Origin of the sequence: Bradyrhizobium sp. HKCCYLRH3059, assembly GCF_051168035.1 — a bacterium.
GTDB lineage: Bacteria > Pseudomonadota > Alphaproteobacteria > Rhizobiales > Xanthobacteraceae > Bradyrhizobium.
In genome coordinates, this window is sequence record NZ_JBNPUF010000010.1 from 160,623 (window position 1) to 173,904 (window position 13,282).

The 13,282-nt window shown below is 65.2% G+C and carries 14 protein-coding genes; 9 read left to right on the forward strand and 5 right to left on the reverse strand.

Going from position 1 to position 13,282, the window contains the following annotated elements:
- Positions 1-51 precede the first annotated feature (51 nt).
- The 8 genes from ACQR13_RS27650 (at position 52) to ACQR13_RS27685 (ending at position 9,372) form a co-directional block, all read left to right on the forward strand.
- Positions 52-1,716: a thiamine pyrophosphate-binding protein gene (locus tag ACQR13_RS27650; RefSeq protein ID WP_316193614.1), complete on the forward strand. Its 1,665-nt coding sequence runs from the start codon at positions 52-54 to the stop codon at positions 1,714-1,716.
- 861 nt (positions 1,717-2,577) lie between these two features.
- Complete coding sequence (locus ACQR13_RS27655) at positions 2,578-3,960, forward strand: M20 family metallopeptidase (RefSeq protein ID WP_434863442.1); 1,383 nt, start codon at positions 2,578-2,580, stop codon at positions 3,958-3,960.
- Between the two features lie 417 nt (positions 3,961-4,377).
- Entirely contained in the window at positions 4,378-5,292 is a 915-nt protein-coding gene (locus tag ACQR13_RS27660; RefSeq protein ID WP_315753374.1) for an amino acid ABC transporter substrate-binding protein, read from the forward strand.
- A 204-nt stretch (positions 5,293-5,496) separates the two neighbouring features.
- On the forward strand, positions 5,497-6,228 hold the full coding sequence (locus ACQR13_RS27665) for an amino acid ABC transporter permease (RefSeq protein WP_315736524.1): 732 nt from the start codon (positions 5,497-5,499) through the stop codon (positions 6,226-6,228).
- 1 nt (position 6,229) lies between these two features.
- Positions 6,230-6,922 carry an amino acid ABC transporter permease gene (locus tag ACQR13_RS27670; protein WP_315736525.1) on the forward strand — a complete coding sequence of 231 codons (693 nt, stop codon included), beginning with the start codon at positions 6,230-6,232 and terminating at the stop codon, positions 6,920-6,922.
- Positions 6,923-6,931: 9 nt separating this feature from the next.
- A complete protein-coding gene (locus tag ACQR13_RS27675) occupies positions 6,932-7,663 on the forward strand; it encodes an amino acid ABC transporter ATP-binding protein (RefSeq protein ID WP_315753377.1) in 732 nt (243 codons plus the stop codon).
- 151 nt (positions 7,664-7,814) lie between these two features.
- Positions 7,815-8,675: a D-amino-acid transaminase gene (locus ACQR13_RS27680; protein WP_316226963.1), complete on the forward strand. Its 861-nt coding sequence runs from the start codon at positions 7,815-7,817 to the stop codon at positions 8,673-8,675.
- Between the two features lie 103 nt (positions 8,676-8,778).
- Positions 8,779-9,372: a 3-keto-disaccharide hydrolase gene (locus ACQR13_RS27685; RefSeq protein WP_315753381.1), complete on the forward strand. Its 594-nt coding sequence runs from the start codon at positions 8,779-8,781 to the stop codon at positions 9,370-9,372.
- Here ACQR13_RS27685 and ACQR13_RS27690 read toward each other — a convergent pair.
- From ACQR13_RS27690 to ACQR13_RS27700, 3 genes are all read right to left on the reverse strand, one after another.
- The gene (locus tag ACQR13_RS27690; RefSeq protein WP_315753383.1) at positions 9,359-9,508 is read right to left on the reverse strand and encodes a hypothetical protein; all 150 of its coding nucleotides are present in this window, start codon (positions 9,506-9,508) and stop codon (positions 9,359-9,361) included. The two genes, ACQR13_RS27685 and ACQR13_RS27690, sit on opposite strands and share 14 nt — an antisense overlap.
- A gap of 77 nt (positions 9,509-9,585) precedes the next feature.
- The gene (gene wrbA / locus ACQR13_RS27695; protein WP_315825412.1) at positions 9,586-10,185 is read right to left on the reverse strand and encodes an NAD(P)H:quinone oxidoreductase; all 600 of its coding nucleotides are present in this window, start codon (positions 10,183-10,185) and stop codon (positions 9,586-9,588) included.
- A 74-nt stretch (positions 10,186-10,259) separates the two neighbouring features.
- Positions 10,260-10,958 (reverse strand): pirin family protein, encoded by a 699-nt coding sequence (locus ACQR13_RS27700; protein ID WP_315753387.1) that lies wholly within the window; start codon positions 10,956-10,958, stop codon positions 10,260-10,262.
- Positions 10,959-11,088: 130 nt separating this feature from the next.
- Between ACQR13_RS27700 and ACQR13_RS27705 the strand changes: the two genes are divergently transcribed.
- The gene (locus tag ACQR13_RS27705) at positions 11,089-11,997 is read left to right on the forward strand and encodes a LysR family transcriptional regulator (protein WP_315716640.1); all 909 of its coding nucleotides are present in this window, start codon (positions 11,089-11,091) and stop codon (positions 11,995-11,997) included.
- Between the two features lie 23 nt (positions 11,998-12,020).
- Here the strand turns inward: ACQR13_RS27705 and ACQR13_RS27710 are convergent, their stop codons facing one another.
- A complete protein-coding gene (locus ACQR13_RS27710; protein WP_315716641.1) occupies positions 12,021-12,488 on the reverse strand; it encodes a YbaK/EbsC family protein in 468 nt (155 codons plus the stop codon).
- Entirely contained in the window at positions 12,478-13,224 is a 747-nt protein-coding gene (locus ACQR13_RS27715) for a haloacid dehalogenase type II (RefSeq protein WP_315825410.1), read from the reverse strand. The genes ACQR13_RS27710 and ACQR13_RS27715 overlap by 11 nt, the downstream gene beginning before the upstream one ends.
- Positions 13,225-13,282: the final 58 nt, after the last annotated feature.

Here is a 13,282-nt window from a genome sequence, read left to right on the forward strand (position 1 = left end):
GAGAGAGAGCTCGCCCGCATACTGAGGCCGCGTTGCTCGGAGGAAACCTGAATGAAGAACCGCATCACCGGACGCTCGGCCTTCCTCACGCTGCTCAAGGACGAGGGCATCACTCATCTGTTCGGCAATCCCGGCACCACCGAATTACCGATCATGCATGCGCTGAAGGATCATCCCGATCTCACCTACGTCATGGCGATGCAGGAGAGCCTGGTGGTGGCGATCGCCGACGGCTTCAGTCGCGCCTCGGGACGCCTCGTCGCCTGCAACGTCCACGTCGCGCCGGGTCTCGGCAACGCCATGGGCGCGCTCTACAATGCGCAGTTCACCGGGACGCCGATGATCCTCACCGCCGGCCAGCAGGAGCAGGGCCACGGCCTGATGGAGCCATTGCTCTACGGCCCGCTGGTGCGGATGGCCGAGCCGCTGGTGAAATGGGCGGTCGAGGCGACGAGGCTGGAGGACCTGCCGCGCATCATCAGGCGCGCCGCCAAGGTGGCGACCACGCCGCCGACCGGTCCCGTCTTCATCTCGCTGCCCGGCGATATCCTCAATGCCGAAGCCGGCATCGAGCTCGGCCGTTCCACCCGGGTCGATGCGCGCGTGTTGCCGGCCGCGGACGCTTTGCAGGGGCTGGCGCAGCGCATTCTCAAGGCGCAGCGGCCGGTGGTCATCACCGGCGACGAGGTCGTCAAGAGCGATGCGCTGCGGGAGGCGGCCGAGTTCGCGTCGGCGATCGGCGCTCCCGTGCATCAGCAGTCCGCGCCCTATGGCGCGCATTTTCTGTCCGAGCATCCCTGCTACATCGGCTCATTGTCGCGCGCGCAGCAGCAGGTCCGCGACCTGCTCGCGCCACACGATCTTCTCATCGTGCTCGGCGCCGATCCCTTGCGGATGTCCGTGCACAGCGAGATCGAGCCGCTGCCCGAGGGCTTGCCGATCGTGCAGATCGGCCTCGTCGATTGGGAGCTGGGAAAGAATTTCGGTGCCGAGATCGCGCTGAAGGCCGACGTTCGCGAGACGCTGCTTCAGCTCACGCCGCTCTTGCGCGAGCTCGGCGGCGCGGCCCTGCAGGCGCGTGCGCAGGAGCGCGTGGCCGAATTGTCCTCGAAGAACTGGAGCGCGCGGCGGCGCAAGCTGGCCGCGCAGATCGAAGCGGCGCGCGAGCGGACGCCGATCGATCCGGACTACCTGGCGCTGCAGGTCGCCGAGGCCATGCCGGAGCACGGCATCATGGTCGACGAGGGCCTGACCTCGGCGCGCTACATGACGGCGCTGTGGCCGTATCGCGACCGCTACAACTATCACGCGCTCGCCTCGGGGGGCATCGGCTGGGGCCTGCCGGCCTCGGTCGGCGTCAGCCTCGCCAATCCCGATCGCCCCGTGGTCTGCTACTCCGGTGACGGCAGCGCGATGTATTCGATCCAGGCGCTGTGGACCGCGGCGCATCACAAGCTGCCGCTGTCGGTCGTCATCGTCAACAATGGCGGCTACCGCATCATCAAGCAGCGGCTGCTGTCGTTCCACGGTGACGACAACTATATCGGCATGGATTTTGTCGATCCGCAGGTGGATTTTGCGGGATTGGCCAAGTCGCTCGGCTGTGAGTCGCTGCGTGTCAGTGATCCGCGCGAGCTGAAGTCGGTGTTATCGGAGGCCTTCCGGCGGCCGGGCGCGAAGCTGATCGAGGTGATGGTGAGCAACGCGGTGAACTGAGCAGGCGTCAAGCTCAGAGGGGCGGTCCATCCACGACCACAGTCGTCATTCCGGGGCACGCGGGTCTACGACCCGCGTGAGCCCGGAATCCATAGCCACAGGCGGATGTTGTGACGCGAACTGGTCATGACCATCCGTTTCTCCTCACAATAGCTTGTGGTTATGGATTCCGGGCTCATCCGAGTTGCAGGGCGGCTGCGCCACCCCGCACTCGGATGCCCCGGAATGACGACTTCATGAGCAGCCGCTAAAGAAATCGCTTTACGAATACCCGAAGATATGCTTTATTTCCGAAATCCCGCCTCATACGGAGGGGCGCATCGCGATCGTCACGACACGCGAGGTGGGGGCGACGGCTGTCGGCATGCCGCAGCGTGGGGAAGCCCGCGCCGACGAACGGCATCTGGCGGACGCAAAGGCGTGTGGTCCTAGCACCCCGACGCTGGTGCCAAGTCGCGGGTGATGATCCCGCCGATGACGGTGGCTATCAAGCCGGACACCGGGGAGAGCACGCTATACACGTGAAAACCGTCGCGCGGGGAATGCCGGATGCTCGGCTGAACCTGTGGTGACTGCCGCCTGCTTTTCTTTCTGCAGGCGGGCCATGGGTGAGGCCTTCACCCGGCATTCCCCGCGCCCTCCGTCTTTCGAGGGTGTTCACGCCAATAGCTCGGGTGCGCGACCGCACCGCGAGAACGAGAGCGCGTAGGTCGGGACAATGCAGCCGGTCGGGGCAGGTCCCGGGCATGCAGTTCCAAAATCCGAGACGCGTGCGCTTGCCCACTGAATTCAAAGCGAGCCCCTTCCGCTCGTCGCGCGATCCCGATATGACGCCGCCTTCGTTGTGACTGGAAAAGCGCCATGACCAGGATTGATGCAATCGCCCGTGCCCGTCAGACGCTGACGAGCGGTGACTTCTTGGCCGAGCTCGGTCGCCGGGTCGCCTATCGCACCGAGAGCCTCAATCCCGAGCGCAAGGACGAGCTCGCGGCGTATCTGACCAACGAGCTGACGCCGTCCTTTGCCGCCCTCGGCTTTTCCTCCGAGGTCGTGCCCTCGCCGAGCGGCAAGTCGCCGTTCCTGATCGCGACCTACCACGAGAGCGACAGCGCCCCGACGATGCTCAGCTATGGCCACGGCGACACCGTCGACGGCATGGCCGGCGAATGGCGCGACGGCCGCGATCCCTGGGCGGTGACGCCAGCGGGCAATCGTCTCTATGGCCGCGGCACCGCCGACAACAAGGGCCAGCACAGCATCAACATGGCGGCGCTGCGCGCGGTGCGCGAGGCCCGCGGCGGCAAGCTCGGCTTCAATGCCAAGTTCATCATGGAGATGGGCGAGGAGATCGGCTCGCCCGATCTCGCCAAGGTGGCCGATCTGCATCGCGACGCCTTGAAGGCCGACGTCTTCATCGGCTCGGACGGCCCGCGGCTGTCGACCGCACGCCCCACCATCTTTCTCGGCTGCCGCGGCGGCATCCGGTTGCATCTCGACGTCAACCTGCGCGAGGGCGGCAACCATTCCGGCAATTGGGGCGGCGTGCTCGCCAATCCCGCGACCATCCTTGCCAATGCCATTTCCACACTGGTCGACGGCCATGGCCGTATCAAGCTCGATACCTTGAAGCCGCCGCGCCTCACCAATGCCATCCGCGCCATCCTCGCCGACGTGAAGGTGGAGCCGACCGCCGACGAGCCGGCGCTGTCGGACCATTGGGGCGAGGAGGGGCTGACGCCGGCGGAGCGGCTCTATGCCTGGAATACGCTCGAGGTGCTCGCGATCTCCTCCGGCAATATCGACAAGCCGGCGAATGCGATCCCCGGCCGCGCCCGCGCCGTGCTGCAGCTGCGCTTCGTGGTCGGCACCAAGGTCGACAGCATCGTGGAGGACGTGAGGAGCCATCTCGCCGCGCACGGCTTCCCGATGGTCGAGGTCAGCATGACGCAAGGTTTCGCGGCCTCGCGCGCCGACATCGACAGCCCCTGGATCAAATGGGCCGCGGAGTCCATCAAGATGAGCACCGGCAAGGCGCCCGCGGTGCTGCCGAACTTCGGCGGCTCGCTGCCCAATGACGTGTTTGCCGACGTGTTGAAGATGCCGACCATGTGGGTGCCGCATTCCTATCCGGGCTGCTCGCAGCACGCGCCGGATGAGCACATCCTGCTGGATGTCACGGACGAGGCGCTCGGCCTGATGGCCGGGCTGTTCTGGGATCTTGGTGAATTGCGGAAGCCGCTGTGAGCCGAGAAGGAGGCATGAGCACACATCGCCTGGCGTCTGGTGAGGAGCGCGCGCCGGCCAGGAAGACGGAAGGCGGGCTTGCTGGGCGCGGCGCGTCTCGAACCATGAGGTCCGTGTGCCGTGCGGTTGCATTGCCGCGTGCGGGAACCCGCCTGCAACTTTCGTCTGGTCGCGGGGCCTGCGAGCCCCTCGTAGTTTACCATCCCGACGTTCGGCGCTGCCGTTTCAGCCCGGACGTCTTGTCGAAGGGGACGCGGGACAGGCAATTTGTCGCAATCGTCCGAGGACGTCCCGCCGCGGGGCGGTCTATGGTGCCCGCGCTCGTCCGGCCGGAGATCGTCCGGGGGCGGGGGCCATTTTGAGTTCGCTGTGGTTTATGCAAGCATCCGGCGATCAGCCGGATTGAGGAGATCAGTTATGAAGCAGCTTCGCCTATTCGGTCTTGCCGTCGCCGCCGCGCTCTGCGCCGGCCAGGTGCAGGCCGAGGACCTGACGGGGACCCTGAAGAACATCAAGGAGACCGGCACCATTACGCTCGGCGTCCGCGACTCCTCGATCCCGTTCTCCTATCTCGACGACAATCAGAAGCCGATCGGCTTTGCCATCGACATCTGCATGGGCATCGTCGATGCCGTGAAGAAGGAGCTCAAGCTCGACAAGCTCGATGTGAAGCTCAACCCGGTGACGTCGTCGACCCGCATCCCGCTGCTCGCCAACGGCACCATCGATCTCGAATGCGGCTCGACCACCAACAATGCCGAGCGCCAGAAGCAGATCTCCTTCACCAACACCCACTTCCTGACGGCGAGCCGCTACGTCTCGAAGAAGGCGAGCAAGATCAACTCGATCGACGATCTGAAGGGGAAATCGGTCGTGTCGACCGCCGGCACCACCAACATCAAGCAGTTGACCGAGGCCAATGCCGCGCGCAATCTCGGCATCAACATCATTCCGGCCAAGGATCATGCCGAGGCCTTCCTGATGGTGGAGACCGATCGCGCCGTCGCCTTCGTGATGGACGACATTCTTCTGGCGAGCCTCGTCGCCGGCTCCAAGGATCCGGCCGCCTATGTCGTCTCCAAGGACGCGTTCTCGAAGCCCGAGCCCTACGGCATCATGCTGCGCAAGGACGATCCGCAGTTCAAGAAGGTGGTCGATGCGGCGACCGCCAAGATCTACACCAGCGGCGAGGGCGCCAAGCTGTATGACAAGTGGTTCATGCAGAAGATCCCGCCGAAGGGCCTGAACCTCAACACCCCGCTGTCGGCCGAGCTGAAGGCCGAGTTCGCCAAGCCGTCGGACTCGCCGGATCCGGATTCGTACAAGCCGTAACGTGAGGCCGCAGCTCTCGCGCCGAATTCGATGTGCTCCCCTCCCCCTTGCGGGGAGGGGTCGGGGGTGGGGGTCTCAGGAAAGACTGCCCGTGTGGACCCCCCACCCCGACCCTCCCCCGCAAGGGGGGGAGGGAGCGCAGCGAGTTTTTGGCAAAGACTGTGTAATGCGACTTGCGAGCTAATTCCCTCTCAGGATGTCCCCGTGAACTACACCTGGAACTGGCACATCTTCCTGGAGCCGAACCCGACCGGGGCCGGCACCTATTTCGACATGCTGCTGGCGGGGCTGAAGGTCACCATCGTGACCTCGCTGTCGGCCTGGGTGATCGCGCTGATCTGCGGCACGATCGTCGGCATCCTGCGCAGCTTGCCGTCCAAGCTGGCGACCTGGATCGCCTTCGCCTATGTCGAGTTCTTCCGCAACATGCCGCTTTTGGTGCAGCTGTTCCTGTGGTTCTTCGTGCTGCCGGAGCTGTTGCCGCCCACGATCGGCCTGTGGCTGAAGCAGATGCCCAATGCGCCATTCTATACGGCGGCCGTCGGCATCGGCCTGTTCATGTCGGCGCGTGTCGCCGTGCAATTGGCGGCCGGCATCGGCTCGCTGCCGCGCGGCCAGAAGCTGGCGGCGACCGCGCTCGGCCTCACCACCTTGCAGGCCTACCGCTACGTGCTGCTGCCGATGGCTTTCCGCATCATCCTGCCGCCGCTGACGTCCGAATTTCTCAACACGGTCAAGAACAGCGCCGTCGCAATCACGATCGGTCTGATCGAACTGACGGGCGCTGCGCGCGCCATGCAGGAATTCTCGTTCCAGGTGTTCGAGGCCTTCAGCGCCGCCACCTTGATGTATCTCGTCATCAACGTCATCGTCGTGATCGGCATGCGGCTCTTGGAGCGCGCGGTGGCGGTCCCTGGCTACATCACGGGCAAATGAGATGCTGGCCAATTTCGATTTCGACGTCATCCGCCGCTCGCTGAGCTATCTTTTCATCGACGGCATGACCTTCACGCTGACCTTGACGGCGCTGTCGGCGACGGGCGGTCTTGTGTTCGGCACCCTGATCGCGCTGATGCGGCTGTCCGGCTATCGGGTGATGGGCTTTATCGCCGGGCTCTATGTCGACTTCATGCGCTCGCTGCCGCTGGTTCTGGTGATCTTCTGGTTCTACTTCTTGGTGCCCTATATCGGGCAGTGGATCACCGGCTCGTCGCGGCCGATCAAGGTCGGCGCGTTCGCGTCCTCCCTGATCACCTTCATCCTGTTCGAGGCGGCCTATTTCTCCGAGATCATGCGCGCCGGCATCCAGTCGATCTCGCGCGGCCAGCCGGCCGCGGCCTCGGCGCTCGGCCTGACCTATGCGCAGACCATGCGCTACGTCGTGTTGCCGCAGGCGTTCCGCAACATGCTGCCGGTGCTGCTGACCCAGACCATCGTGCTGTTCCAGGACACGTCGCTGGTCTACGTGCTCTCGATTCCGGACTTCCTCGGCGCTGCTTCGAAAGTCGCCCAGCGCGACGGCCGCCTGGTCGAGATGTACCTGTTCGCGGCCCTGGTCTACTTCACCATCTCCTGTGTCGCGTCCTACGGCGTCCGCCGCCTGCAGTCGCGCATCTCCATCATCAGATAGTCGGCTCCCATGATCGAAATCAGCCACGTCAACAAATGGTACAGCCCGAGCTTCCAGGTGCTGAAGGACTGCACGACCTCGGTCGCCAAGGGCGAGGTGGTGGTGGTCTGCGGCCCCTCCGGCTCCGGCAAGTCGACCCTGATCAAATGCGTCAACGCGCTGGAGCCGTTCCAGGACGGCGTGATCACGATCGACGGCCTCAAGGTCAATGATTCCAAGACCAACCTGCCGAAGCTGCGCTCGCGGGTCGGCATGGTGTTCCAGCACTTCGAGCTGTTTCCGCATCTCAAGATCATCGACAACCTCTGCCTCGCCCAGCAGAAGGTGCTGGGTCGTGGCCATGAGGAAGCGACCGCGAAGGGCATGAAGCTCCTGGATCGCGTCGGTCTCAAGGAGCAGGCGCAGAAGTTTCCGGCGCAGCTCTCCGGCGGCCAGCAGCAGCGCGTGGCGATCGCACGTGCGCTCGCCATGGATCCGATCGCGATGCTGTTCGACGAGCCGACTTCGGCGCTCGATCCGGAGATGATCAGCGAGGTGCTCGATGTCATGGTTGATCTCGCCCGCGAGGGCATGACCATGATGGTCGTGACCCACGAGATGGGCTTCGCCAGGAAGGTCGCCCACCGCGTCATCTTCATGGACCGCGGCGAGATCGTCGAGGACGCCAAGAAGGAGGAGTTCTTCGGCCAGCCGCGCAGCGAGCGCGCGCAGCAGTTCCTGTCGAAGATCCTGTCGCATTAGTCCGGTGAGTAATTCCGGGGCGCCCGCAGGGCGAACCCGGAATCTCGAGATTCCGGGTTCGATGCTGCGCATCGCCCCCGAATGACGGCGAGAGTAACAATTGGTGTACGCAGATGGCTTTGCGTGCGCAGATGAGAATGGAGACACGTCCTTGGACCCGATCGCTTACGTCAACGGCGCCTTCGTGCCCCTGTCCGAGGCCAAGGTCTCGGTCCTCGATCGCGGCTTCCTGTTTGCCGACGGCATCTACGAAGTGGCGGCGGTGCTCGATGGCAAGCTGGTCGACAGTGCCCCGCATCTTGCCCGCCTGAAGCGCTCGGTCGGCGAGATCGGGCTGGCGCTGCCGGAGAGCCTGGCGCGGATCGAGGAGCTGCAGAAGGAGCTGGTCGCACGCAACCGGCTCGACCAGGGTATGGTCTATCTGCAGGTGACGCGCGGCGCCGACAAGGGCCGCGACTTCCCGTTTCCCAAGGGCGACGTCAAGCCGACCTTGGTGATGTTCGTCACCGCCAAGGACATCATCAATGCGCCCTCGGCGAAGACGGGAATTGGCGTCATCACCGTGCCCGACATCCGCTGGGCGCGCCGCGACATCAAGAGCGTGGCGCTGCTGGCGCAGGTGCTCGCGAAGCAGGCGGCCGCCGCGGCCGGGGCCGGCGAGGCGTGGATGGTCGAGGACGGTCATGTCACCGAGGGCGGCTCGTCCTCGGCCTTCATCCTGACCAAGGACGACGTCATCGTGACGCGGCCGAACTCGAACGCGATCCTGCCGGGCTGCACCCGCAAGGCCGTGGTGAAGCTCGCCGAGGAGCGCCAGCTCAAGGTCGAGGAGCGGCTGTTCACGGTGGAGGAGGCGCTCGCGGCGAAGGAAGCCTTCATCACCAGCGCGAGCTCGTTCGTGCAGCCGGTGGTCACGATCGACGGCAAGCCCGTCGGCGACGGCAAGCCGGGACCGGTGGCGGCGCGGCTGCGCGAGATCTATGTCGATTTTGCGCGCGCCACGGCGGTGTAGTTGGAGGAGACGATAGAGCAGGTGCAGCATCGAAACCCGTTTGCATTGTCCGGCGCTTTGCTATCGTGGCGACGAACGAAACAGAAATCAGGGAGGAGTTTCGATGCGGTATCGCTTGAGAGGGCTCGCGGCCGGACTATTGATTGCGGGCGCAGGCATGACGGGAGCGGCATTGGCCGATGACGGCTGGGTGACCCTGGTCGACTCCACGACCAAGGCCGACTTCACCGAGGTCGGCAAGGCCAATTGGGAGATGAAGGACGGCGCGCTGTCGGCCGACAAGCTCGATGGCAAGGATCCATCGTATCTGGTGACCAAGGAGAGCTACAAGGACTTCCAGATCAAGGCCGAGTTCTGGGTCGATGACGCCGCCAACAGCGGCATCTTCATCCGCTGCGACCAGTCGGCGAAGATCGACTCCAACATCTGCTACGAGGTCAACATCTTCGACAAGCGGCCCGATCCGAAATACGGCACCGGCGCGATCGTCGACGTGTCCAAGGTCGATCCGATGCCGAAGGCCGGCGGCAAGTGGAATACCTATGAGATCACCGCCAAGGGCACGCGGCTGACCGTGATCCTCAACGGCGAGAAGACCGCCGATGTCGACGACAGCAAGCACGCGGCGGGACCGATCGCCCTGCAGTACGGCTCGGGCGTCGTGAAGTTCAGGAAGGTGCAGATCAAGCCGCTGTAGCGGCCGTGCATTCCGGGCAGCGGCGCTGGCCGCGGCTGGCGCGGTAGAGGCTCTTGCAGTACCAGCGGCGCGCTATCATCTGCAGGGGATGGCGGGCCAACCGGGCCAGCGTCACCAGTTCGAGCATGGCGGGCATTGCAGACTCCTTGGCATCCTTCCGACTTTTGCGAGATGGGGCGGCACTTCGTTTACGGAAGTGCCGCCCCAGTCGCATCAGCCATGCAGCTTCTTTGCGGTCTCGGCGATGACGCGGCCCTGATAGCGCGCCCCCGCCAGCTCGTTCGCGCTCGGCTGCCGGCTGCCGTCACCGCCGGTGATGGTGGTGGCGCCATAGGGCGAGCCGCCGGTCACCTCGTCGAGCTTCATCTGGCCGGCGAAGCCGTAGTTGAGGCCGACGATGGTCATGCCGAAATGCAAGAGGTTGGTGATGATCGAGAACAGCGTGACCTCCTGGCCGCCGTGCTGGGTCGCGGTCGAGGTGAAGGCGCCGCCGACCTTGCCGTGGAGCGCGCCCTTGGCCCACAGGCCGCCGGCCTGATCGAGGAAGTTGGCCATCTGCGAGGCCATGCGGCCGAAGCGGGTGCCGGTACCGACGATGATCGCGTCGTAGTCGGCGAGCTCCTCGACCTTTGCTATCGGAGCGGCCTGGTCGAGCTTGTAGTGGGAGGCCTTGGCGACGTCGGCCGGCACCAGTTCGGGCACGCGCTTGACGTCGACGGTGGCGCCGGTCTCGCGGGCGCCTTCGGCCACCGCGTTGGCCATCGCTTCGATGTGGCCGTATGCGGAGTAGTAGAGAACGAGAACCTTGGTCATGGCAGTCTCCGTGGGGACGAGGATGATCGGGGAGAGCGTCCCGGCCGGATGCCCGGCCGGGATCGCGTGAGAGGTCAGGCGGCGTCGACGAGCACCAGCTCGGAATCTTCGAGCGCGGTGATCTTGAGCGTGGCCTCGTCGCGGATGGCGGCGCCGTCACGGGCGTTGACTCGGACGCCGTTCACTTCGACGCTGCCGGCTGCGGGCACCAGATAGATGTGCCGGGCCTTGTCGGCGCTGTACTCGGCGGTCTCGCCGGCCTTCAGCGTGGTGCCGAGTACGCGCGCCTTGGCACGGATCGGCAACGCGTCGCCGTCATCTGCGAAGCCGCTCGCCAGCGTGACCAGCTTGCCGGAGCGGTCGGACTTCGGGAACGGCTTGGCGCCCCAGGTCGGTTGTCCGCCATCGGTGGTCGGCTCGATCCAGATCTGGAAGATCCGCGTCGTGGTCGGCTCCAGATTGTATTCGGAGTGGCGGATGCCGCTGCCCGCACTCATCACCTGGACGTCGCCGGCCTCGGTGCGGCCCTTGTTGCCGAGGCTGTCCTGATGGGTGATCGCACCCTCGCGGACATAGGTGATGATCTCCATGTTCCGGTGCGGATGCGCCGGGAAGCCGGTGTTCGGCGCGATCTCGTCGTCGTTCCAGACGCGCAGGGCGCCGTGGCCCATGTTGCTGGGGTCGTAGTAGCTCGCGAACGAGAAATGGTGCTTGGCCTTCAGCCAGCCGTGGTCGGCGCCGCCCAGCGCCGCAAAGGGCTTCAATTCGATCATGGGTCTGCTCCTGTGGTTGCAACGGACGGCCGGGGCCGCCGTGCTGTTGGGCATTGGAATAAGGAAGCGACCGGAGTATAGAAATAGAAACTATTGAAACCTATTGTTTCCAAAAACGAGATTTGAGGCGATGGCGCGACTTCCGGATTTCGAGGCGATGGCGATCTTCGCCAAGGTCGTCGAGCTGCGCTCCTTCGCGGGCGCCGCGCAGGAGCTGGGCCTCTCCAAGGCCTCCGTCTCCAAGGCGGTGAGCCGGCTGGAGGAGCGTCTGGGCACGCGGCTGTTCAACCGCACCTCGCGGCGCTTGGCGCTGACGGACGCCGGCCAGCGCCTGTCCGAGCGCGCCGCGCAGCTGCTCGCCGATGGCGAGGCTGCCGAGACCGAGGCGCTCGCGCAGTCGCTGACGCCGCGCGGCCTGGTGCGCTTCGCGGTGCCGATGACGTTCGGCGTCAAGAAGATCGCGCCGCTGCTGCCGGCGTTTCTGGAGCAATATCCGGAGGTCTCGATCGACCTCCACATGAGCGATGCCACCGTCGATCTCATCGGCGAAGGGTTCGACCTCGCGCTGCGGATCGCGCGGCTTCCGGACTCGTCGCTGGTCGCGCGCCGCCTTTGCCCCATGCCGCGCTACACGGTGGCGGCGCCGTCCTATCTGAAGCGCCACGGACGGCCGACGCATCCGATGCATCTCGCCGAGCACAAATGCTTCGGCTACGCCTATCTCTCCACCGCCGGCGTCTGGCACTACACCAATGCGGCCGGCGAGCAGGCCAGCGTACGGCCGGCGGGACAGCTGCGCGTCAACAATGGCGAAGCGCTGTTGCCGGCGGTGCTCGCCGGGCTCGGCATCGCGGACCTGCCGGATTTCATCGTTGGCGACGCGATCGCGTCTGGCGAGGTCGAGGTGGTGCTGAAGGGCTGGAGCCAGCCCGAAGGCGCAATGCATCTGGTGATGCCGCCCGGCGGCCCGCGCCCCGCGCGGGTCGAGGTGCTGACGGAGTTTCTGGTGAAGGAACTCGCGAAGGGGAAGAAGCGATGATCGCGGCCGCCGATCCCAGCCGATCAGGACTGCACCTCGCACACATCGACCCATGCGGCTCCCGTCAGCTCGGCCAAGCGATCCGGCGTGATCTTCACCGCGCTGTGGGTCGAGCCCGCGGCGGGCACCACGATGTCGAAGGCCTTCAGCGAGACGTCGCAATACACCGGTAGCGGCGACTTCAAGCCGAACGGGCAGACGCCGCCGACCTCGTGTCCGGTGATGTCGGCGACCTCGTCGAGGCCGAGCATCTTCGGCTTGCCGCCGAACAGTGCCTTCACCTTCTTGTTGTCCATGCGCGCGTGGCCTGCGGCGACGATCAGGATGACGCGCTCGCCGACGCGCAACGACAGCGTCTTGGCGATGCGGGCCGGCTCCACGCCATAGGCTTCCGCCGCGAGCGCCACGGTTGCGGAGCTCTGGCTGGAGACGAGAACGTCGATGTCGGGGGCTTTTTCGGCGAAGAAGGCGCGGACGGATTCAAGGCTCATGCGTGTTGACGATCTCAGGCAATTCGGAAAGCGCAGCAATACGATGATCGGGCGCAAAACCCAACTCGTCCATCTGGGTCCGCAGCGCCTTGAACATCGTGAGCGGGGACACGAGATCGGTCTCGATGCAGGCCGCCGCCATGGCTTCGGGAGTGACGCGCTCGATCCAGGCAACGTTGAGGCCGAAGGCCTTGGCGCCGCAGACGTCCCAGGGATTGGAGGACACGAACAGCACCTCGTCGGGCGCAAGCCCGAGTGTCTCCTCGATCAGCGCATAGGCTTGCGAACTCGGCTTGAAGATCTTGTGGGCATCGACGCTGATGACGGCATCGAGCAGCGTGTCGAAGGCGCTGGCTTTCACCAGGCCGTCGAGCATCGCTGGGCTGCCGTTGGAGAGGATCGCGAGCCGGCGGTCCTTCATCGCGGCGAGCGCGGCACGTGCATCAGGGTAGGGATCGAGATCGAGATATTTGGCGATGATGCGATCGCGTGTGATCGCATCCGCCTGCAGGCCGAGAACGCGCAGCGTATAGAGCAGCGACTCGCGGGTAACGACCGAAAAATCCTCGTAGCGCTGCATCAGCGAGCGCAGCCAGGTGTATTCGAGCTGCTTGATGCGCCAGATCTGGGTGATGATGTCGCCGTGGCCGGGAAAGGCCTGCTCGGTGACCGCCGCTACCGACTGGACGTCGTACAGCGTGCCATAGGCATCGAAGACCACGGCTTTGAAGGGCACGGCGCTCACCTCATCAGAGAGGCAGGCGCGATGGCCGATGGCCACCGCGCCCGCGGAT